Source organism: Ferrovibrio terrae (genome assembly GCF_943372915.1).
Classification (GTDB): Bacteria; Pseudomonadota; Alphaproteobacteria; order Ferrovibrionales; family Ferrovibrionaceae; genus Ferrovibrio; species Ferrovibrio terrae_A.
On record NZ_CALSAN010000003.1, the window covers coordinates 93,390 to 114,819 of the forward strand.

The 21,430-nt window shown below is 65.7% G+C and carries 22 protein-coding genes and 1 riboswitch; of the genes, 8 read left to right on the forward strand and 14 right to left on the reverse strand.

All coding sequences use genetic code 11. The annotated features are described in order from the left end of the window. Positions 1 to 77 precede the first annotated feature (77 nt). The 5 genes from AAG821_RS03175 to groES all read right to left on the reverse strand — a co-directional run bounded on the left by AAG821_RS03175 (position 78) and on the right by groES (position 4,686). On the reverse strand, positions 78 to 602 hold the full coding sequence (locus tag AAG821_RS03175; RefSeq protein WP_341910293.1) for a PAS domain-containing protein: 525 nt from the start codon (positions 600 to 602) through the stop codon (positions 78 to 80). Positions 603 to 833: 231 nt separating this feature from the next. Continuing rightward, positions 834 to 1,475, reverse strand: coding sequence for an isochorismate family cysteine hydrolase YcaC (gene ycaC / locus AAG821_RS03180; protein WP_341910292.1), 642 nt, complete (start codon positions 1,473 to 1,475; stop codon positions 834 to 836). 150 nt (positions 1,476 to 1,625) lie between these two features. Next, positions 1,626 to 2,579 carry a LysR family transcriptional regulator gene (locus tag AAG821_RS03185; RefSeq protein ID WP_341910291.1) on the reverse strand — a complete coding sequence of 318 codons (954 nt, stop codon included), beginning with the start codon at positions 2,577 to 2,579 and terminating at the stop codon, positions 1,626 to 1,628. Between the two features lie 91 nt (positions 2,580 to 2,670). After that, positions 2,671 to 4,326, reverse strand: coding sequence for a chaperonin GroEL (groL, locus tag AAG821_RS03190; protein ID WP_341910290.1), 1,656 nt, complete (start codon positions 4,324 to 4,326; stop codon positions 2,671 to 2,673). A gap of 42 nt (positions 4,327 to 4,368) precedes the next feature. Further along, positions 4,369 to 4,686 carry a co-chaperone GroES gene (gene groES, locus AAG821_RS03195; protein WP_341894209.1) on the reverse strand — a complete coding sequence of 106 codons (318 nt, stop codon included), beginning with the start codon at positions 4,684 to 4,686 and terminating at the stop codon, positions 4,369 to 4,371. Positions 4,687 to 4,927: 241 nt separating this feature from the next. Here groES and AAG821_RS03200 point away from each other — a divergent pair, with 241 nt between their 5' ends. From AAG821_RS03200 to AAG821_RS03215, 4 genes are all read left to right on the forward strand, one after another. Further along, a complete protein-coding gene (locus AAG821_RS03200; protein WP_341910289.1) occupies positions 4,928 to 5,320 on the forward strand; it encodes a PaaI family thioesterase in 393 nt (130 codons plus the stop codon). 13 nt (positions 5,321 to 5,333) lie between these two features. Further along, positions 5,334 to 6,479, forward strand: a complete 1,146-nt coding sequence (locus AAG821_RS03205; RefSeq protein ID WP_341910288.1) for an alanine racemase — start codon at positions 5,334 to 5,336, stop codon at positions 6,477 to 6,479. A 77-nt stretch (positions 6,480 to 6,556) separates the two neighbouring features. Then, positions 6,557 to 8,311, forward strand: coding sequence for a HAMP domain-containing sensor histidine kinase (locus AAG821_RS03210; protein ID WP_341910287.1), 1,755 nt, complete (start codon positions 6,557 to 6,559; stop codon positions 8,309 to 8,311). 163 nt (positions 8,312 to 8,474) lie between these two features. Further along, positions 8,475 to 10,226, forward strand: coding sequence for a HAMP domain-containing sensor histidine kinase (locus tag AAG821_RS03215; protein WP_341910286.1), 1,752 nt, complete (start codon positions 8,475 to 8,477; stop codon positions 10,224 to 10,226). Positions 10,227 to 10,231: 5 nt separating this feature from the next. Here the strand turns inward: AAG821_RS03215 and AAG821_RS03220 are convergent, their stop codons facing one another. The 7 genes from AAG821_RS03220 to rsmI form a co-directional block, all read right to left on the reverse strand. After that, a complete protein-coding gene (locus AAG821_RS03220) occupies positions 10,232 to 11,386 on the reverse strand; it encodes a DUF2336 domain-containing protein (protein WP_341910285.1) in 1,155 nt (384 codons plus the stop codon). Between the two features lie 309 nt (positions 11,387 to 11,695). Beyond that, positions 11,696 to 11,830 carry a hypothetical protein gene (locus tag AAG821_RS03225; protein WP_341910284.1) on the reverse strand — a complete coding sequence of 45 codons (135 nt, stop codon included), beginning with the start codon at positions 11,828 to 11,830 and terminating at the stop codon, positions 11,696 to 11,698. Positions 11,831 to 11,930: 100 nt separating this feature from the next. Then, entirely contained in the window at positions 11,931 to 12,887 is a 957-nt protein-coding gene (gene gshB / locus AAG821_RS03230; protein ID WP_341910283.1) for a glutathione synthase, read from the reverse strand. A gap of 60 nt (positions 12,888 to 12,947) precedes the next feature. Then, on the reverse strand, positions 12,948 to 13,775 hold the full coding sequence (locus AAG821_RS03235; protein ID WP_341910282.1) for a transglutaminase-like domain-containing protein: 828 nt from the start codon (positions 13,773 to 13,775) through the stop codon (positions 12,948 to 12,950). Positions 13,776 to 13,801: 26 nt separating this feature from the next. Then, positions 13,802 to 14,425, reverse strand: a complete 624-nt coding sequence (locus tag AAG821_RS03240; protein WP_341910281.1) for a BON domain-containing protein — start codon at positions 14,423 to 14,425, stop codon at positions 13,802 to 13,804. Positions 14,426 to 14,442: 17 nt separating this feature from the next. Beyond that, the gene (locus tag AAG821_RS03245; RefSeq protein ID WP_341910280.1) at positions 14,443 to 14,811 is read right to left on the reverse strand and encodes a YraN family protein; all 369 of its coding nucleotides are present in this window, start codon (positions 14,809 to 14,811) and stop codon (positions 14,443 to 14,445) included. Then, positions 14,798 to 15,616 carry a 16S rRNA (cytidine(1402)-2'-O)-methyltransferase gene (rsmI, locus tag AAG821_RS03250; RefSeq protein ID WP_341910279.1) on the reverse strand — a complete coding sequence of 273 codons (819 nt, stop codon included), beginning with the start codon at positions 15,614 to 15,616 and terminating at the stop codon, positions 14,798 to 14,800. The genes AAG821_RS03245 and rsmI overlap by 14 nt, the downstream gene beginning before the upstream one ends. A 223-nt stretch (positions 15,617 to 15,839) precedes the next feature. Between rsmI and AAG821_RS03255 the strand changes: the two genes are divergently transcribed. The 3 genes from AAG821_RS03255 (at position 15,840) to AAG821_RS03265 (ending at position 18,525) form a co-directional block, all read left to right on the forward strand. Beyond that, entirely contained in the window at positions 15,840 to 17,249 is a 1,410-nt protein-coding gene (locus AAG821_RS03255; protein ID WP_341910278.1) for a penicillin-binding protein activator, read from the forward strand. A gap of 227 nt (positions 17,250 to 17,476) precedes the next feature. Beyond that, the gene (locus tag AAG821_RS03260) at positions 17,477 to 18,010 is read left to right on the forward strand and encodes a response regulator (protein WP_341910277.1); all 534 of its coding nucleotides are present in this window, start codon (positions 17,477 to 17,479) and stop codon (positions 18,008 to 18,010) included. 26 nt (positions 18,011 to 18,036) lie between these two features. Next, entirely contained in the window at positions 18,037 to 18,525 is a 489-nt protein-coding gene (locus tag AAG821_RS03265) for a hypothetical protein (protein WP_341910276.1), read from the forward strand. A gap of 12 nt (positions 18,526 to 18,537) precedes the next feature. Here AAG821_RS03265 and AAG821_RS03270 read toward each other — a convergent pair whose 3' ends face one another. Both AAG821_RS03270 and AAG821_RS03275 read right to left on the reverse strand, forming a co-directional pair. After that, the gene (locus AAG821_RS03270; RefSeq protein ID WP_341910275.1) at positions 18,538 to 19,296 is read right to left on the reverse strand and encodes a sulfite exporter TauE/SafE family protein; all 759 of its coding nucleotides are present in this window, start codon (positions 19,294 to 19,296) and stop codon (positions 18,538 to 18,540) included. Beyond that, positions 19,289 to 19,903 carry a HupE/UreJ family protein gene (locus AAG821_RS03275; protein WP_341910274.1) on the reverse strand — a complete coding sequence of 205 codons (615 nt, stop codon included), beginning with the start codon at positions 19,901 to 19,903 and terminating at the stop codon, positions 19,289 to 19,291. Before AAG821_RS03275 ends, AAG821_RS03270 begins: the two co-directional genes overlap by 8 nt. A 101-nt stretch (positions 19,904 to 20,004) precedes the next feature. Then, a riboswitch (cobalamin riboswitch) is annotated at positions 20,005 to 20,248 on the forward strand. Between the two features lie 133 nt (positions 20,249 to 20,381). Here AAG821_RS03275 and cobW point away from each other — a divergent pair. Further along, entirely contained in the window at positions 20,382 to 21,422 is a 1,041-nt protein-coding gene (cobW, locus tag AAG821_RS03280; protein ID WP_341910273.1) for a cobalamin biosynthesis protein CobW, read from the forward strand. Positions 21,423 to 21,430: the final 8 nt, after the last annotated feature.

Sequence of the window (21,430 nt, forward strand, 5' to 3'; positions counted from 1 at the left end):
AGATCTAGACCCGCCGTTTCAGCGGCCGGTGCGGTTCCGGAAGTTCGCGATACGACCGTGATCGGTATCCGTGTCTATCAGGCGGCGAGGCTGAAGACGAATTCATCGTAGCTCTGCCTGGCCTCGTCCAGAGTAGCCTGCAGCATCGCGGCGGCCGCATGCATACCCTGCTTGCGATCCGGATGGCGGTTCTCTTCTTCGAGCAAGCGCCGGTAGATCGGTTCGATGCGTTTCAGCGACTCGCGCTGCGGCAGGCGCAGGTTGGAGTGATAGCCATCGATGCGGCCCTGCCGATCCCGGCTCGGCGCAACATGGGCGAGCACCCAGTAGTAGTCGCCGTTCTTGGCCATGTTCTTCACAAAGGCGAAGATTTCTTCGCCGTTCTGGATGCGCTGCCACAGCATATGGAAGACGGCGCGCGGCATGTCCGGATGCCGCACGATGCTGTGCGGCTGGCCGAGCAGTTCGCCCTCCGTGTAAAGGCCGACCTGGCAGAAAACATCGTTGACGTAGGTCAGGCGGCCGTTGAGATCGGTCTTGCTGACGATGAGCTCGTCTTCGGAGAAAGTGCGCTCGTGGGTGGTGGGTGACGGGCGGGACATGATGGCCTCGGGCGTGATCTGAAGTGACCTGCGCCATTCTTGTCAGACCGCGCGCGACAGCAAATTTCATTTCTATAATTCGGGTTGCCCGGCCAATCGGACCGATTGATTTTCGGTTATGTGCAGCCAGGCGATACATGGCAGCGCCTCGCTGATATCCAGGCGGATGCAAAAGAAAAGGCCCGGCCACCACGCACGGCGACCGGACCTTTTCCGCGGGCCACGCCCCGCTTACTTCGCCGCGGAATTGCGGGTCTGGGCGAAGTAGCTCGTCATCAGATTCTTGTAGTCGGGGATATGGTCGGCAAACAGCTTGGCCAGACCCTCAACATCGTTGCGCCAGTCGCGATGCAGCTCGCAGGCCACGCCGAACCAGTTCATCAGCTGCGCGCCGGCCTGGCTCATGCGGTTCCAGGCCGCCTGCTGGGCGATCTCGTTGAAGGTGCCAGACGCATCGGTCACCACGAAGACCTCGAACTCTTCTTCGAGCGCCGAGAGCGCCGGGAAGGCAACGCAGACCTCGGTGACGACGCCGGCGATGATCAGCTGCTTCTTGCCGGTGGCCTTCACGGCTTTCACGAAGTCTTCGTTATCCCAGGCGTTGATGTTGCCCGGGCGGGCGATATAGGGCGCGTCGGGGAACATCTCCTTCAGCTCCGGCATCAGCGGGCCGTTCGGGCCGTTTTCGAAGCTGGTGGTCAGGATGGTGGGCAGCTTGAAGTATTTCGCCAGATCGGCGACCGCCAGCACGTTGTTGCGGAACTTGTCGGGGTCGATGTCGCGCACCAGCGAGAGCAGGCCGGCCTGGTGGTCGACCAGCAGAACGGCGGCGTTGTTCTTGTCGAGGCGGTTGTAGGTGAAGGTCTTGGTCATGGTCGTCATCCTTATGCGTGGGTCAGGGTTTCGATCTGTGGCGGCGTGTCGTTCGCCGGTGAGAAGACCCTACGCAAAAGCGATGGTAGCGATTAGCTAGCATGGTCCGGACCCACTGTCCGGCCAGGCCGGACAATCTGGGCCGGACGATCAGGCGCGGCGGGATTTCGCCGGTTTCGCCGGTTTCAGCGCCAGCCACGGCGGCGTGCCGGCAAAGCTGGCGGCCAGGTGATCGACCATGGCGCGGAGCTTGCGCGGCATGTGGCGGGTCGGCGGATAGACGGCATAGATCGCATCCGGCAGCGGGCGGATTCCCGGCGGCATCGCCTCGACCAGGGCGCCGCTGTGCAGCGCATCGGCAATGATGAAACGCGGCAGCACGATGATCCCTAAACCAGCAATCGCCATGTCGCGCATCGCCTCGCCGTTGTTGACCACGATGCGGCTGCTGGTCTCCACCACGCGCGGCTCATCGCCAGGCGTGGCTGGCTCGAAGCGCCACAGCCGGCCGGCATGCAGGTTGGCATAGTCGATGGTGGCGTGCTGCGCGAGATCCTCGACGCCTTTCGGCCGGCCATGCTGTTTGAGATAGCCCGGACTGCAGCAGACCACACGGTCGCTGTCGCAGAGCTTGCGCGCCATCAGGCTGGAATCGGTCAGGCGGCCGACGCGCAGGGCGAGATCGTAGCCGGCGCCGATGATGTCGACGGCGCGGTCGTCGAAATCGAGCGCGATCTCCAGCTGCGGATGCGCCTGGGCAAAGGCGGTGATCACCGGCGTGAGATAGCGCATGCCGAAGCTGATCGGCGCCGTCATGCGCAGGCGACCGGTGAGCGGCCCATCGGCGGCGGCGGCGGCATCCACTGCCGCGGTGACGCCCTGCACCAGGGGATGGAGCGTCTCAAACAGTTCGGTGCCGCGGTCGGTCGGCGTCACGCTGCGGGTGGTGCGGCGCAGCAGTTCGACGCCCAGCGCATTTTCCAGGTTGCGCACGCGGTCGCTGACCACCGACTTGGCCAGACCGAGCCGCGCGCCGGCAGCAGTGAAACCGCCGGCCTTCACCACTTCAAGGAAAGCGAGAATGTCTTCGTAGCGCTGGGTCATGGGCGTGATGCTAATGGAGCGGCGCGCCACGAAAAAGGCCCGGTGTTTCCACCGGGCCTTCTCGTAAGCTCTGAACGAAAGAGCGTCGGACTTAGAAGTCCATGCCGCCCATGCCGCCCATACCGCCCATGCCGCCCGGGGCGCCGCCGCCGGCCGCACCCTTGGGCTCCGGACGATCAGCAACCATGGCTTCGGTGGTGATCAGCAGGCCGGCCACCGAAGCGGCACCCTGCAGCGCGACGCGCACGACCTTGGTGGGGTCGATGACGCCGGCCTTCACCAGGTCGGTGTATTCTTCGGTCTGGGCGTTGAAGCCCCAGCTGGTGTCCTTGGACTCCAGCAGCTTGCCGGCCACCACGGCACCATCAACGCCGGCATTCTCGGCGATCTGACGGACCGGAGCCTGCAGGGCGCGGCGGATGATTTCCACGCCATGCTTCTGGTCGGCATTGTCGACCTTGACCTTGTCGATGGCGCGCACCGAGTACAGCAGCGCAGTGCCGCCGCCCGGAACGATGCCTTCTTCGACCGCGGCGCGGGTCGCATGCAGCGCGTCATCAACGCGATCCTTGCGCTCCTTCACCTCGATCTCGCTGGCGCCGCCAACCTTGATCACGGCAACGCCACCGGCCAGCTTGGCCAGACGCTCCTGCAGCTTCTCACGGTCGTAGTCCGAGGTGGTTTCCTCGATCTGCGCCTTGATCTGGCCAACGCGAGCCTGGATGTCCTTGTTCTTGCCGGCGCCGGCAACGATCGTGGTGTTTTCCTTGTCGATCGTGACCTTCTTGGCGGTGCCCAGCATCTGCAGGGTGACCGACTCCAGCTTGATGCCGAGGTCTTCCGAGATCAGCTGGCCACCGGTCAGGATCGCGATGTCTTCCAGCATGGCCTTGCGGCGATCGCCGAAGCCCGGCGCCTTGACGGCGGCAACCTTCAGGCCACCGCGCAGCTTGTTCACCACCAGGGTGGCAAGGGCTTCGCCCTCGACATCTTCGGCGACGATCAGCAGCGGACGGCCGGTCTGCACGACGGCTTCGAGAACCGGCAGCATGGCCTGGAGACCCGACAGCTTCTTCTCATGGAGAAGAATGTAGGGGTTTTCCATGTCGCAGATCATCTTCTCGGCATTGGTGATGAAATACGGCGAGAGATAACCGCGGTCGAACTGCATGCCTTCGACGACGTCCAGCTCGGTCTCGAGGCTCTTGGCCTCTTCCACCGTGATGACGCCCTCGTTGCCGACCTTTTCCATGGCCTTGGCAATCATGTTGCCGATTTCGGTGTCGCCGTTGGCCGAGATGGTGCCGACCTGGGCGATTTCCTTGGCGCCCGAGATCTTCTTCGAACGGCTCTTCAGATCTTCGACGATCTTCTCGACCGCGAGGTCGATACCGCGCTTCAGATCCATCGGGTTCATGCCGGCGGCAACGGCCTTGCCGCCTTCGCGGACGATGGCCTGGGCCAGCACGGTGGCGGTGGTGGTGCCGTCGCCGGCCTGGTCGTTCGCCTTCGAGGCCACTTCGCGCACCATCTGGGCGCCCATGTTCTCGAACTTGTCGGCGAGCTCGATTTCCTTCGCGACCGTCACACCGTCCTTGGTGATGCGCGGCGCGCCGAACGACTTGTCCAGCACCACGTTGCGGCCCTTCGGGCCCAGGGTCACCTTGACGGCATCGGCGAGAATGTCGACGCCGCGCAGCATCTTGCCACGCGCATCGGCGCCAAAACGGACATCTTTAGCAGCCATAGCTGTATCTCCTTGGATGATTCTTACGGATCAGGCGCTTGCTTAAGCGGCCTTGGACTTCTTGGCCGGGGTGCCTTCGATGATGCCCATGATGTCGGACTCCTTCATGATCAGGAGCTCCTCACCATCGAGCTTCACCTCGGTGCCCGACCACTTGCCGAACAGCACGCGGTCGCCAGCCTTGACGTCGAGCGGCTGAACCTTGCCGGCCTCGTCGCGGGCGCCGGCGCCAACGGCGACGACTTCACCCTGCATCGGCTTTTCCTTGGCGCTGTCGGGAATGATGATGCCGCCAGCCGTGCGCTCTTCTTCAGCAACACGCTTCACCACCACGCGATCATGCAGCGGACGAAACTTCATGCGATCCTCCTAAGGTATCTGTCGCATCTTAAATTCGGAAAATTCAGGAAAATCAGCGAGTTAGTCGCACAGTCCCCGAATTGTTAGCACTCCCCACGGGAGAGCGCCAAACACTTAAGCAGCCCGCCCCCGCCCGTCAAGGAGGGGTTGCCCGGATTCCGCCATAATTTTTCGCGGACCGTAATTTTCACGACCGGGCTGAAGCGGCTAGGGTCAGGAAAACCGAACCCGGGAGGAAACCATGCCTGATCTGCCCGCCCTGCCTTTTGCCGCGCTGATGGGCCTGAAGATCACCTCCGTCACCCCGGAAAAGGTGACAGCCGAACTGCCGGTGACGGCGGCGCTGTGCACCGTGCCGGCGATCCTACATGGCGGCGCGGTGATGGCCTTTGCCGACACCTTGGGTGCGGTGGCCACCGTGGCCAACCTGGCGGAGGGGTTTTCCACCACCACGATCGAGAGCAAGACCAATTTCTTTGCCGCCATTCCGGCCGGCGAAACCGCCCATGCCGAGACCACACCGCTGCATCGCGGCAAGACCACCATGGTGTGGCAGACGAAGATCAGCCGCGCCGATGGCAAGCTGGCCGCCATCGTAACGCAAACGCAGCTTGTGCTGGCGCCACGCAAGTAATATCGGAAGAGTTATGACCCAGACCCTGAACGACCTGCCCACCCCGTCGCTGATCCTCGATCGCAGCCGGCTGCTGAACAACATCGCCCGCATGCAGGCCCGCGCTGCCGCACTGAAGGTGCAGCTGCGCCCGCATCTGAAGACGGCAAAATCGGCGATGGTGGCCGAACTGGCGGTCGGCAAAGCCGGCGCCATCACCGTCTCGACCCTGGCCGAAGCGGAGTACTTCGCCAAAGCCGGCTTCCGCGACATCACCTATGCCGTGCCGATTGCGCCGCAGAAGCTGGAACAGGTGGCGGCCATCATGAATGGCGGCGTCGACCTGAAGATCATCACCGACCATCCGGCAGTGGCGCAGGCGATTGCGGAAAAAGGCCAGGCGCTGGGCATCACCTTCAGCACCATGATCAAGATCGATTCCGGCCTGGGCCGCGCCGGCATCCCGCCCGACTCCGCGCTGCTGCTGCCGCTGGCGAACGCCTTGTCACAGCCGGGCAGCCGCCTGGCCGGCGTGCTGACCCATGCGGGGCATTCCTATGATGCGAAAAGCACCGCCGATATCGAGCGCATCGCCGAGGAGGAACGCCTCGCGGTGGTGACGGCGGCAACCCGGCTGCGCGAAGCCGGCTTTGCCTGCCCGATCGTTTCGGTGGGCTCGACGCCCACGGCGCTGTTTGCCAAACACCTGGACGGCGTTACCGAAATGCGGCCGGGCAACTTCGTGTTCTTCGACCTGTTCCAGGCCGGGCTGGGCACCTGTGCCATGGAAGATGTCGCGGTTTCGGTGCTGGCCACCGTGGTGGCCCATCATCCGGGCCGCAACCATGTGCTGATCGATGCCGGCGGCCTGGCCCTGTCGAAAGACACCGGCGCCAACAAGAATGCACCGGGCACCGGCTATGGCCGGGTCTGCCGCCCGGAGGCAGCCCTGCCGCTGCCCGGCCTGAGCATCCATGACGTGCATCAGGAGCATGGGCTGGTGGGCGGGCCGAAGGCCGCACCGGTGGATTTCGCCAGCTATCCGCCGGGCAGCCGGCTGCGGGTACTGCCCAATCACTCCTGCATGACGGGGGCGATGTATGATCGCTATTTCGTGATCGATCCGGCGCAAGCAGGCGGCGCGATCCTTGCCGAATGGGACCGCGTCAACGGCTGGTAAGGCGAACAGCCGGCACATAATGCGTCAGGGCGGTTGCGGCGCCGGCCGGTTTCGGCTTGAGTGAAGCCGGTCCGACCATGTCCGAGACGATCGAAACCGCTCCACGACCCACCGAGGCCGCGTCAACCGCGCCGCAGCGGCGCAATTATGCGCTGAACAGCTTCCGCCAGGTGGTGCCGATCAATGCCGGCGTGACGCTGGTGAATGTCACCGCCATCGCCCTCCTGCTGCTTGGCCAGATACCGCTCAACTGGCTGATGAGCTGGTGGCTTCTGCATGCCGCGGGCCTGAGCTACATGCTGTATCGCTGGGTCAGCCACAGCCGGGCGCAGGCACGCAACGAACACCGCTCGGCGCGTCTGCGCACGGCCGATGTATGGGGCGCCGCCTTCTCAGGCGCGGCCTGGGGCGCGGCCGCGCTGTTCCTGCCCAGTCTCGACCCGGCACATCAGATGCTGGTGATCATGGTGGCCGCCGGCATGATCGCCGGTTCGGCCGCCACGCTGGCCGTGGTGCCCAAGGCAGCACTCACCTACATGCTGCTGATCGCGGTGCCCTTCGTCACCTTCTTCCTGTGGCAGGGTGGCGTGGTGGGCATGGCCATGGCCGTGATGTCGACGCTGTATACCGGCGCGATGATCCTGACCAACCGCATCGTCAACGGCGTGATCCGCCGCAACCGCCGCCTGCATGAGGAAAACACTGCGCTCTATGCCCGCATCCGCGCGGCGCAGGGCGAGTTGCTGGACATCGCCGAAAGCACCGAGGCCTTTGCCTTCCTCGATGCGGAGAACCGCCTGCAATTGTGGAACCGCCGCCTGCCGGCCCTGCTGGGCCTCGACGAAGGCCTGTTCGTGCGTGGCACAGATCTGAACGTGCTGCTGCGCCGCGCCGGCCTGCCCGATGCTCTGCTGACCAGCGAGATCGCCGGGGGCGTGCTGCAGCTGCCCGGCGGGCGCTGGGTGCAGGTCGGGCGCCGCACCACGCCCCAGGGCGACCGCGCCCTGATCGTCATCGATATCACCGAGCAGCAGGCTGCCAGCGCCAAGCTGCAGCAGACCAATGACCGGCTGGAAGAGCTGTTCCGCGAGGTGAGCCAGGCGCGCGACGCGGCCCTGCGCGCCAGCCAGGCCAAATCGATCTTCCTGGCCAATATGAGCCACGAACTGCGCACGCCGCTGAATGCCATCATCGGATTTTCCGATATCGTGCAGCAGAAGATGTTCGGCCCCGACTGGGCGAAATACGATGAGTACCTGCGCGACATCAACGGCAGCGCCCGCCATCTGCTGTCGGTGATCGATGACATACTCGACCTCGCCCGCATCGAGGCCAACCAGATCGTGCTGCATGAGCAGCCGGTGATGCTGGACGAGGAACTGCCGATCTGCGCCCGCCTCGCCGCCTCGCATTACGGCCGCAATGCCGAAGCCGTGCGTGTCACCGCGCCCGAGGATCTGCCGGCCCTGCATGCGGATGCGCGGCTGGTGCGCCAGATCCTGATCAACCTGATTGGCAACGCGCTGAAATTCTCACCCTCCGGTCTGCCGGTGGAGGCCCTGGCGCGGCACGATGCCGAGAGCAACGAGATTCTGGTCAGTGTGCGCGATTACGGCATCGGCATCGCGCCCGAGGACCAGACGCGCATCTTCGACCCCTTCGAGCAGGCCGACAGCCAGCTCAGCCGCAAATATGGCGGCGTCGGCTTAGGGCTTTCCCTGGTCCAGGCCTTCGTGCGCGCCCACCAGGGCAGCCTGAGCATCGACAGCGCGGTGGGCAGCGGCACGCGGATCACCGTGTCCTTCCCCGCCAGCCGGACCAGCCCCGTCTAGGGGCCACCCGCAGGAGCCATATTGCCGCAGGGGCAATTCTAGGGGTGGTCGGGCCCCCGACAATCCTGTAGGGGTCCGTCCGTCACCCTCCGAACCCCCGCCGCTGGCGGGAGATCTGTCATTTCGGTTGAGCGACCCCCCCCTCCCCGCGACGATATTCTAGATGCCCACGCCCATTCCCCCCCGCGCCGCCGGTCCATCCGGCCCGGGCGCCGCCAGCAGGCCCGCGGCGCCGCCCTTCCAGGGCAGCTTCCAGCAGGTTCTGCTGATCAATGCCGGCGCCACCGTCTGCTTCCCCAGCGTCACCGCCCTGCTGCTGCAGGCCCAGGTGCCGGGCGACCTGCTGCTGGGCTGGTGGCTGCTGCACATGCTGTCGGCCTGCATCGTCCTTGCCGACTGGTTCCTGCGCCGGCATCGCCAGAACGAGGCGACGCCGCGCTGGCAGATGCCGCTGGAACTCTTTGTCGCCGGTTTTGCCGGCAGTGTCTGGGGCCTGAGCGCGCTGGTGCTGCCGATGATCGATGCCGATGGCCGGATGCTGCTGATGGCCGTGATCGCCGGCGTGATCGGTGCCTCCGCGCCGGCCCTGGCGCTGCTGCCGGTGGCCGGCGCCACCTTCATCATCGCCATCGCGGTGCCCTATGCCGTGCATTTCCTGAGCATTGGCAGCTTCATCGGCTATGGCCTGGCCGGGCTGCTGGTCGGCTATGTCGTGGCGATGATCGGCGCCAACCGTGTGGTGCATCGCATCCTGCTGAACAATTTACAGCTCAACCGCGAGAACAGTGGCCTCTACGACCGCATCCGCAATGCCCAGAACGAGCTGCTGGATGTCGCCGACAGCAGCGAGGCCTTTGTCTTCTGCGACGCCGACAACCGCATACAGTTGTGGAACCACCGGTTCCTCGCCCTGCTCGGCCTTGCCAATGATGACGTGCAGCACGGCGCACCGCTGGCGCCACTGCTCGGCCGTGGCGGCCTGCCCGCCGATCTGCCAGACCGCCTGGCCGATGCGCCGGTCGCCCAGAGCCGCCCGGTGCTGGAACTGCCCAACGGCCACTGGGTCCGCGCCAGTCTGCGCCGCCTGCCCGATGGTGACCGTGCGCTGATCCTGATCGATATCACCGAACAGCAGCAGCAGAATGCCCGGCTGGAAGAGCTGTTCCACGAGGTGAGCCAGGCACGCGACGCGGCCCTGCGCGCCAGCCAGGCGAAATCCAGCTTCCTGGCTCATATGAGCCATGAACTGCGCACGCCGCTGAACGCCATCATCGGCTTTTCCGACATCATCAAGCGCAAGATGTTCGGGCCCGACTGGGCGCGCTACGATGACTATGTCGGCGACATCAACAGCAGCGGCATCCATCTGCTCGGCATCATCAACGATATCCTCGACCTGGCCCGCATCGAGGCCAACCAGATCCTGCTGCAGGAAGACACCGTCGATATCGGCGAACAGGCCGCCACCTGCATCCGGCTCGCCGCGCAGCAGTTCGGCCGACCGGCCGACAGCCTGGTTGCGACTATCCCCGACGATCTGCCGATGCTGCATGCCGATGCGCGGCTGCTGCGTCAGATCCTGATCAACCTGATCGGCAATGCGCTGAAATTCTCACCGGCCGACCTGCCGGTCGGCATCGGTGCGCGGCTGGATGCGGCCAGCAACGAGATCTCGGTCTGGGTGAGCGACCGCGGCATCGGCGTGGCACCGCAGGATCAGGCGCGCATCTTCGATCCCTTCGAGCAGGCGAATGCGATGCTGAGCCGCAATTACGGCGGCGTCGGTCTCGGACTGTCGCTGGTGCGGGCTTTCGTCACGGCCCATCAGGGCCGCATCGGCATTAACAGCGCACCGGGCCAGGGCACCACCATCACCATCACCTTCCCGGCCGCGCGGACCATCCGCGCGGGCTGAGGGCATCAGGCCGCCGAAACTGCCATTCTCTGCGCCGCCTGGGCGCGGCTGCGCCGGCGGGTCAGCCAGCGCTGTTCCTGGGGATCCCACAGCATGGCGAAATCGGCCAGCATCATCGCGGTGACCACCTCGACGAATTCGGCGCGCTCGACGGCGCCGCGCACGAAATCGAAGCCGCGCGCCAGATCGATCACCGCCTCGACCATCTTGAAATGATCCTGCGGCAGACGGCTGCGCTGGTAGATCGCGGCGAGGCCGCGCTTGCCGGGATCGTGCATCAGCAGCCGCGTGTTGTTGAGCGGCACGCCGGTCAGCAGACTGACACCCTGTTCGAAGAAAGCGAGATCGCCGCCGGCCAGCGCGCGCAGCAGCAGTGTATCGGACAGCTGGCCGCGCTTTTGCAGATCGGCGACCAGATCGGCCAGCGCCGGCGGCTCGGCACCATCGCCGAGCAGGCCGAGCAGGCTGCGTTCGCGCAGCTGCAGCATGGTATCGGCGGCCATGGCCGGCGGAATCTGGTAGCGCGCGATCATCGCATCGCGCATCGCATCGGAGACCTGGGCGATCAGCCGGGCGGCGAATTTCGGCGGCATGTCGGGATGGCGTGCCAGGGCCTCGCCCAGCGCGCGGCTGTCGGGGAAACGGTCGAGCGCCCGCTCCATCATCGGGCCGCTGACCGTGGCGCCGCGATTGGTCATCAGCACGGCCACCGCCGGCTCGGCGCCATGGGTGACCAGCGCATCGGCCAGCGGCGCCGAGACGCGCGCCCGACCGGCAATCGCGCTCTGATGCAGCGGCGACACCGCCTGCACCAGCTCGATCAGGTCGGCATCGCTGAAAACGGGTGAGAATTGCAGCAGAGGCGTGGCGACGGCAGCGGCATCGCGCGCCAGCTTCAGCGCCACGCCGCGCGGCAGCTGCGGGGAATCCTTCAGCTGCTCGGCCAGCGTCTGGCGCACCAGCAGCTCGGCATCGCGGGCCAGGGCGGCAATGATCGCCTGCGCCAGCTCCTTCTCGACAGCGGTTAGGGCCGGGCCGCCCTCGTTTTCATTGGCATAGGCACGGGCGACTTTCGCGGCCGTGTCGGCGCGCGCCGCTGGCGAAGGGTCCGCCAGCAGTCGCTGTACATCCTGAATGCCGAGAAACGCCCCCTGAACCACTAAACGCCGCAGCCCCCGCCCATAACATCGTTCGTTGGTGCCGATTGTTGGCGGCGGACAATATCAGGCATCCGCCAAATGTCACGGTGAAACATCCTGACCAATCCTGACGGGGCTGCGATGGCTGACAGCCTGCATACAGGCGCAATGAAAGCGCCCGTTTCAGCGGCAAAACGCCGACAAATGCCCGCGCATTCAGCGGGGCATTAATATGTATGCAGGCCGATGAACGGCGCGGCGATTGACGTATGCGTTAGCCGGGATGCCGGAGCATCAGGTCATAAAAGACGCCAGAACCGATTCGACCGCTCAGCAGCTGGGATAACCCGGGGCGCAGACGCGATCCTGGAACGGGCGGTCAGCCGGGTCGATCGGGGCGCCGCAGGCGGCCAGCAGAGGGGCGGCGAACAGGCAGGCAAGGACGATCAGCAGGGTCTTGCGCATGGGATGTCTCCCTTTCCGTGCGGTGGAACCGCAGCACGAGGATAAGCCTGTAACGGCCGGCGGCCAAGCCGGTTCCATCCTGACTCCGGCGGAATGACGCCTAGGCCATCACGCGCCGGCTCAGCGCATCCTCGATCGCGTCCCAGATCTCGGCCTCCAGCTGCACGCCATCGAAGCGGTTGATCTGCTGGATGCCGGTGGGCGAGGTGACGTTGATTTCAGTCAGGTAATCGCCGATCACGTCGATGCCGACGAAGATCAGGCCCTCACGCTTCAGATGCGGCCCGATGATCTCGCAGATTTCATGTTCGCGTTTGGTGAGCCCGATCTTTTCCGGCCGGCCGCCGACATGCATGTTGGAGCGCGCCTCGCCGGCGGCGGGCACGCGGTTCACCGCGCCGGCCGGGCGGCCGTCGATCAGGATGATGCGCTTGTCGCCGGCGCGCACCTCGGGCAGGTAGCGCTGCACGATCACCGGTTCGCGCGCCAGCTTGGTGAACATTTCCAGCAGCGAGCCGAGATTCTCGTCATCGGGCTTGAGATGGAACACGCCGGCGCCGCCATTGCCGAACAGCGGCTTGAGGATGATGTCCTTGTGCTCGGCGCGAAACGCCTTGATCGCCTCCATGTCGGATGAGATCAGCGTCGGCGGCATCACGCCATCGAAATGGGTGACATACAGCTTTTCCGGCGCATTGCGCACCGAGACCGGGTTGTTCACCACCAGCGTCTTGGGATGGATATGCTGCAGGATATGCGTCGCCGTGATGTAGGACATGTCGAACGGCGGATCCTGGCGCATCAGCACCACATCCATCTCGGTCAGGTCGGCCAGCTCGGGTTCGCCCAGCGTATAATGGTTGCCGCGTTCGGCCCGCAGCCGCATGGCCCGGCCGCGCGCCAGCACCTTGCCATCGCGGAAGCTCAGGTCGCGCGCCAGATAGTGAAACAGCGCATAGCCGCGCCGCTCGGCTTCCAGGCCCAGCATGAAAGTGCTGTCGCCATCGAAGTCGATGCTTTCGATGGGGTCCATCTGGATCGCCACCTTGAGGGCCATGACACAGTCCTTTTTTTATGAAAACCAGGCTTTCCTATTTAGGGAAGCCGGGCGAGACGTCTAGTTCAACTGCAGCCGAATGTGGCGCAGGAAGGCCTCGGCCTCAAGGCTTGCCGCCTCGTCGCCGGCCAGCATCAAAAACCGCTCGGTGGCCGCCATGGCCTGGCGGATGCGGCCGAGCTGGCCTTCCACCACGCCGAGTTCACGCCAGGCCGGTGCGAAATTCGGCGCCACCAGCAGCATGCGACGCAGTGTCTCGGCGGCGCGTTCCACATCGCCGCCGCGCCAGGCACGGGCCTTGATGTTGTTCTGCAGGCGCAGCAGCACCTCGCGGCCGGTCATGGCCCGCACATGTTCCGGCCGCAATTCGGCATCGTCGCCGCCGACCCGGCGCAGCAGGTCGTTCATTTCCGGCGGCGCGGCAATGCGCCCCTGATGGAAGGGATCGAGGATCAGCGCGCCGTCCTCGCCCTCCAGCCGGATCAGGAAATGACCGGGAAAATCGATGCCGGCCACCGGCCAGAGCTGCGCACGCGCCGCGAAGATATAAAGAATGCCAAGCGAAACCGGCAGGCCCATGCGGCGATCGATCACGCGGATCAGATCGGCATTCTGCGGATCGTCGTAGGACTCAGTGTCGCCGCGGTAACCGAATTCCACGCCCAGCACGCCGGCCAGCGCCATGGCGCGCGGCGCCACCTCGGTGCCGGCTCCGATGCGGCTGAGCGCAGCGGCGATATCGGCGAGATGGCGGCGATAGGGCCCGAGATCGAGGCCCGGCTTGTCGAGTGCAGCAAACAGCAGCGCGGCCTCGGCAATGTCGAGGCCATCATCCGGCGCGGCACCGAGAGCCTTGAGAGCCGTTTCGATCGCCGCCCGATCTGTCATGCAATCCCGTCTGTCATCACATTTCCTTAGACCGGACGGCGACGCGGATCGGTTTTCAGCCAGACATGGCTGACCACCCGGCGCACGCCTTTGATCGTGCGGGCATAGTCGGTGACCTTGGTGATCTCAGCGTCGCTCTGCGCCAGGCCGATGAGATAGATGGTGCCGTTCACCGTTTCGATCGAATAGTTGATATCGACCACATCGGTATCGGTGGCGATCTTGGCGCGCAGCTGGGTGCTGATCCAGGCGTCGTTGGCGCTGTCGAGCAGATCGCCCGATGTGGTCACCTGCACCTCGTTGATCACCTCCTGGATGCGGTCGCTCGCCGCCCAGGCCAGCCGCGTTGCTTCATCGCGGGAGAATTCGGTGCCGACCACACCGGTCAGCAGCACGCGTCCCTCGACCACCGTGATCGAGAGTTTGCGCCAGACATACTGGTTTTCCTTCAGATAGCGATCATTGATGGCGATCTGGATGCCCTTGTCATTGGCAGCATTCTTGATGCCGCGTTCCTCGGCCGCCGCCACGCCGGTGGCTGCACCGGCGCCAAGCGCGAGGCCGACACAGCCCTGCAACGCCGGCATCGCCAGCAGAAGAATGGCGAGCGGCGCAAAATGCAGGGCACGGGAGAATGAAACGTGACGCACGCGAAACTCCTTAAAAGTCAAATCCGCCAGGCATCGCGGACATGATGCGGCCAGCGGCCGGGGACCAGCAGCATGGCATCGAAACGTAGCGAAAGTGTTTCCGCATCGGCCTGCTGGCTCAAGAATATCGCAGCCGCCTGGGCAATGCGACGGCGTTGCGCGGGCTGCACCGCCTCGGCGGCCTGCGCGAGGCTGTCGCGCCATTTCACCTCGACGGCGACCAGCAGCCGGCCGCGCCGGGCCAGGATGTCGATTTCGCCCAGCGGATGGCGCCAGTTGCGGGCCAGAATCCGATAGCCCTGCAGGCGCAGCCACCAGACCGCCCGGGCCTCCCCCAGCCGGCCACGGCTGTGCCGTTCCCCCCCGTGGCCTTCAGCCCTGGCCATCCCGCAGCTCCAGGGCCCGGGCATAGACCGGCTTGCGGCCCAGCCCCAGCAGCACGGCCACCTCGTCCACCGCCTGGCGCAGCGGCAGCCGCGCCATCGCCTCGGCGAGCGCGGTATCGAGATCGGCCGCCGTGGCCGCGGCCTGTTCCGCCGGCGGGGCAATCACCAGGGTGATCTCGCCCTTGGGTGCGCCGGCTTGCGCATAATGGGCCGCCAGATCCTGCAGGGAACCGCGGCGCACCTCCTCGAATTTCTTGGTCAGTTCACGCGCCACGGCCGCCTCGCGCGCCGGCCCGAGAACAGCGGCCATGTCCGCCAGGCTGTCGGCCAGGCGTTGCGCGCTTTCCAGCAGCACGATGGTGGCCTGGATGCCACCCAGTTCAGCCAGCCAGCGCCGCCGTGCGGCGGATTTCGGCGGCGGGAAGCCGGCATAGAGGAAACGGTCGCTGGGCAGGCCCGACAGGCTGAGGCCCGTCAGCACCGCCGAGGCGCCGGGCAGCGCGGTGACGGCCACGCCGGCCTCGATACAGGCACGCACCAGCTTGTAGCCCGGATCATTGATCAGCGGTGTGCCGGCATCCGATACCAGCGCCACCACCGCGCCGGCCTGCAGTTTTTCGATCAGCTGGGGCCGCACTTTCGCCGCATTGTGCTCATGATATGGGAATAGCGGCGTGCCTACGCCGTAGCGTTTCAGCAGCGGCCCGGTGACGCGGCTGTCTTCGCAGGCCACAAGATCGGCCCGCTGCAACAGGGCCAATGCCCGCAGCGTGATATCGGCAGCGTTGCCGATCGGGGTGGCCACCAGATATAAGCCGGGGGTGAATTGTGCCGCGTCGACCCCGAAGTTTGAGCGTTCCGGGGCAGAACGTTCGGGCGGCGACTGAAGTGGATCTGTCATGGACATCGGGATGAGCTGCGTCACGCATTGTAGAGTGGGCCTTTCCACCCAGTCTATGCTTCAATCCCGGCCTATGCTTCAATCCCGGCTGATGCTTCAATCCCGGGCGATGGTGCAAACCCTGTCCATGCTTGCGCGACGCGTCGTGCCGGTTCTTGCGGTTCTGCTGCTGGCGGCCTGCCAGAGCGGTCCCGCCACCCAGGGTGGCCTGCCCGGCCTGCTGGAACGCGTGGTACCCGGCGCGCCACAGCGCGTTGCCCCCTCGCCGGGCACGCCGGTCGCACAGCCCGGCAGCGCCGGCCAGACCAATCTGCCCCCCGCCATGGCACAGGCGCTGCAACAGCAGCAGACCCTGCCGGTTGCCACGCCGTCACTGGCCATCGAAACGCAGCCGCTGCCGCCGATCACCGCACCAGCCCTGACGCCGCCAGCCAGCGCCGATGCCATCTGCATCGGTTTCCTGGCGCCGCTGTCGGGCCCCAATGCCGGCCTGGGCCGCGCCTTATTCGATGCTGCGCAGCTGGCGCTGTTCGATCTGGCCGACAACCGCCTGGTGCTGCTGCCGCGCGATACCGAGGGCAATCCGGAGAAAGCCACCGAGGCTGCGCGCCGCGTGATCGCCGAGGGGGCGCAGATCATCATCGGCCCGCTGTTTGCCAACGAAGCCGCCGCCGTGGGCGCAGTGGCACGCGAGCGCAATGTGAAGGTGCTGAGCTTCTCCACCGACCGCAGCGTGGCCGGCGGCGGCGTTTACCTGCTCGGCTTCACGCCCGACCAGCAGGTCGAGCGCGTGATCGGGTATGCCCGCACCCGCGGCCTGACGCGCTTTGCCGCCCTGGTGCCGGACTCGGCCTATGGCAACGCGGTGGCGCAGGTCGCCAGCGCAGCCGCAGCGGCAAACGGCGCGCAGATGCTGCGGCAGGATCGCTATCCGGTCGATACCGGCGACCTGACGCCCACCGTGCGGCGCTTTGCCACCGGCCTGCGGGCCCTGCCGGCCCGTGGCCTGGAAGAACCGCCGGTGGATGGCGTCGATCCCAATATCGCCCGCCCGGTCGACGGCCTGCTGCTGCCCGAGGGCGGCGCGCGCCTGCGCGCACTGGCCCCGCTGCTGCCGTTTTTCGATATCGATCCGCGCGCCGTGCGCTTCCTCGGCACCGGCCTGTGGGACGATCCCTCGCTCAGCACCGAACCGGCACTGGTCGGTGGCTGGTATGCCGGCCCGGCACCGGAGGGCTTTGCCGATTTCAGTCGCCGTTTCGAGCAGGGCTTTGGCCGCCGGCCACCGCGGTTGGCCAGCCTGGCCTATGATGCCACCGCCCTGGTCGGCATCCTGGCGCGGCGAACCGATACGACAACGCCCTTCGATGATCGCGGCCTGAGCAATCCGGACGGATTTGCCGGGTATGACGGGATTTTCCGCTTCCAGGCCGATGGCCTGGTGCAGCGCGGCCTGGCCGTGCTCGAAATCCAGCGGCGCGGCGGCGGCCGGGTGATCGACCCGGCGCCGACGAGTTTCCAGCAACCGGCCAACTGACGCTGTTCCACTGGCACCGGTCCACTGACACCGGTCCACTGGCACCGGCCAGCAGCCGCCCCGGATCGTCCGGGCTGTGGGTTTTCTTATTACTAAGAATTTATTCGGCCAGTCCGGCTTGCCGTGATACTACCCGTTAAAGCCAAATACTACTCAGGCGAGCTTTCACCGAGTGGTTCTTTCTAGTAGATTTCACGTCCTGCCCCTTCAGCGGGAGGAACGAAGCGGTGAGCGAAGACATGGCCGATCATGAGCGTATCGATTTCTCGAAGATCAGTTTCCTGGTCGTCGAGCCGAACCGTTTGATGGGGCAGATGGTCCGCGATGTGCTGCAGATGCTGGATGCCCAGTATATCGATCGCGCCCGCGATTTCGACACCGCCGTCAACGTGCTGCGCATGGGCCGCACCGATGTGATCATCACCGAATGGGCGCTGAGCCAGGAAAAGCTTGGCCGCGACGGCATGGATATCGTGCACTGGGTGCGCAATGACGCCGCCTCGCCCAACCGCATGATGCCGGTGGTGATGATGACGGCGAATTCGGAAGAGGAATATGTCTGCCGCGCCCGCGACTGCGGCGTCTCGGAATTCGTCGCCAAGCCCTATACCGTGAACGGCTTCTACACCCGGCTGGCGGCTGCCGTGGCGCGCCCGCGCCAGTTCGTGCGCATCGGCGAATATTTCGGACCGGATCGCCGCCGCCGCAAGCTGCTTGAATACGGCGGCCCCGAGCGCCGCGTGATGGCTGAAGCCTACTGACCGTTGTGCTGGGCCAGATTTCCGGGATGAGCAAAAAACCTGTCTTCGTGCCGCCTGCGCAGGACTTGCGGCGCAAGGCCGTCAACTTCAAGAAGGGCTTCAAGCTCAAGCTGGAACCAGAGGAACTGAAGCGCCTTGAGGCCGTGGTCGAAAAGGCCACCGACCAGTTCACCGTGGAAGTGGCGGAAAAACTGAAGCTGCTGCGCCTGTCGCTGGACGATGTGGCGCGCGGCGCGATCGGCTCCGATCAGGCGATGCAGGCGATCCGCAGCGCATCGCTCGAAATCAAGGGCATGGGCGGTATGTTCAAATATCCGCTGCTGACCGCCTTTGCCAAATCGCTCAACGATTTCACCAAGGATATGGGCATTCCGAGCCCGATCCAGCTCGATATCATCGCAGCCCAGATCGACGCGCTGTATGTGGTGATGGCCCGACGCATCCAGGGCAGCGGCACCAAGGTCGAGACCCAGCTGCTCGAAGCGCTGGAACAGGCGGCCCGGAAACACCGGTAGCCGGTCCAGGCCCTAAAACATCTTCCACAGCGGCAGGCCCGACAGGGCGGCAAAGGCGCAGAGCGCCAGGGCAACGCGGCGGAACTGTGCCTCGTCGGCACGCGCGAACAACCGCATGCCAAAGCGCAGCGGCAGCAGATAGGCCGGGATCAGCGGCAGCGATGACAGCAGGCTTTCCGCCGTGAACAGGCCGTTCCACCAATAGGCGATGGCGGTGGCGATCGCCGTGAAGCCAAAGAACACCACCAGATTGGCCCGCACGGTGGCGGCCGCGCTCTGGCCGCCGAGCCAGAGCAGCACCACCGGCGGACCCGGCAGGGCAACGGCACCGCCGCTGAGACCCGCCAGCGCACCGGTGCCCAATGTGGCCGGCAGGCCGAGCCGGCCCTGATAGCGCCAGCCGCGCGCCATCAGCGCGACGGCCAGCAGAATCACGCCGCACACCATCCAGCGCATCAGGTCGGCATCGGCCACCACCAGCAGCGCGACACCGAGCGGAATGGCGGCAACGGCAGCCAGCGCCAGCGGCAACACCTCGCGCCACACGCAGCGCCGCAGCGCATCGCGCAGCATGGGCAGGGCGGCCGCATCGTCGGCGATCAGCAGCCAGACGGCAGCCAGCTTGGGTTCGTACATCAGCCCGGCGATCGGCATGAACATCATGGCGCCGCCAAAACCGGAAAAGCCGCGCACCAGGCCGGCCAGCGCTGCCGCGCCGACCACCGCCCAGTAGCGCGGCTCGTTCAGGAAACCGAGAAGTGTATCAGCCAACCAGGATGACGAGGCCGACCAGCGCCACGGCGGCACCGGCACTGCGGGTCAGCACCGGCAGGCTGAAGCGCTGGGCCAGATGGGCGCCGGCGATCCCCATACCATGCAGCCCGGCCGTGGCCAGCAGCATGCCGCCCGCATAGGTCAGCGCCTGCGACGCATCGCCGATCTCGGTCGCATGCGCATGGCCGTGCAACAGCGCGAACAGCGCCGTCACCGCCATGCCGGCAACCAACGGCGGCCGCACGGCAAAGGCAACCAGCAGACCGAGGATCAGTACCGACAGGGCGATGCCCGCTTCGACGCCGGGCAGCGCGATGCCGGCAAGGCCGAGCGCGAAACCGGCAGCCATGGAGAGGACGAAAGCGGCCGGCAGCAGCCAGAGCGCGCGCGGCGTCTTGCCCGACTGCTGGGTGGCCCAGAGGCCGACCGCCAGCATGGCCATCAAATGGTCGAACCCGCCGAAGGGATGCGTAAAGCCTGCCGCAAAGCCGGCGACGACCGGCTCGCCGCCCGGATGGCCGGGATGGGCCAGTGCCGGAAGGGCAAGGCTTGCCAGAACAACGGCCGGCACAACCGCCTGACCCAGCTTGGACTTGAACGACATGGCGAACCTCTTGTTATGCGCGCTGTGGAATACGCGCGTCGTGCGAACCACCCGCCCCTTTGTGCCCAAGGCCGGCCGGTTTGACAAGACCGGTAGCGCGGCTTACCGTCCGCCGCGATGGTTCGTGGCGTTGTCTTTTCGGATGGCGTCGCGATGAAAAGGGAACGCGGTGCCGGCTTTCTGTGCAGGACTTTTCTGCCGGATGCCGCAAGCCGCGGCAGCCCCCGCTACGGTAGGCGGTGAGCGGCGCGCAATACGCCACTGGACAGTCTGTATGGTCCGGGAAGGCGCGCGAACCGCGATGAACCGCAAGCCCGGAGACCTGCCATCGGAATTGGTCGAAACGGACGTGTCGGACGGGGTGTGCCGGCGCCCGGCCTGTGTCATTCTCGCCCACCCAGCCGCTGGAGGACTGGCGCAGCGGCAGGATCGGCACGGCCATGGTCCGCGTCGGCGTCATGCAACAGGACGCTAGAGAATGCAGAAGAGTCCCGCCCAGAAAATTCCCGCGACCGTGGTGACTGGCTTCCTCGGTGCCGGCAAGACTACGCTGATCCGCCACCTCATCACCCATGCCAATGGCCGGCGCATTGCACTGATCGTCAATGAATTCGGCGAGGTGGGTATCGATGGCGAGCTGCTGAAAAGCTGCGGCGCGCCCGATTGCACGGAAGACGACATCGTCGAACTGGCCAATGGCTGCCTGTGCTGCACGGTGGCCGACGATTTCCTGCCCACCCTGCAGAAGCTGCTGGATCGCCCCAATCCGCCCACGCATATCGTCATCGAGACCTCCGGTCTCGCCTTGCCCAAACCCCTGGTCCAGGCCTTTGCCTGGCCCGGCATCAAGAGCCGCACCACCGTGGATGGCGTGATCACCGTGGTGGATGCCGCCGCCGTGGCCGAAGGACGGTTTGCCGATGATGAAGAGGCGCTGGCGCAGCAGCGCGCCGCCGATCCGAATCTCGATCACGACAATCCGCTGGAGGAACTGTTCGAGGACCAGCTCGGCTGTGCCGACCTGGTGCTGCTGAACAAGGCCGATCTGCTGGATGAAGGCGCCATGGCGAATGTGCGCGCCGAGATCGGCACGCATCTGCGCCAGGGCGTGAAGACGCTGGCGATCAGCAAGGGCGAAATCGCCGCCGATATCCTGCTCGGCCTGCAGGCTGCCGCCGAAGACGATATCGCCGCGCGCAAGTCGCATCACGATGATGAAGACGACCACGACCATGAGGACTTCTTCAGCTTCAGCATCACGCTGCCGGAACAGACGGCGCCCGAAGCGCTGCTGCAGCGCCTGGCTCCGGTGATCGACGAACACGACATCCTGCGCGTGAAGGGCTTTGTCGCCATTGCCGGCAAGGCCATGCGGCTGGTGCTGCAGGGTGTCGGCGCGCGGTTGTCGCATTACTACGACCGCGACTGGCAGAGTCATGAACCGCGCGCCACGCGCCTGGTGGTGATCGGTCGCGCCGGGCTCGACGAGGCGGCGATCCGCGCCGCCCTCGCGGCCTGACGCAACGC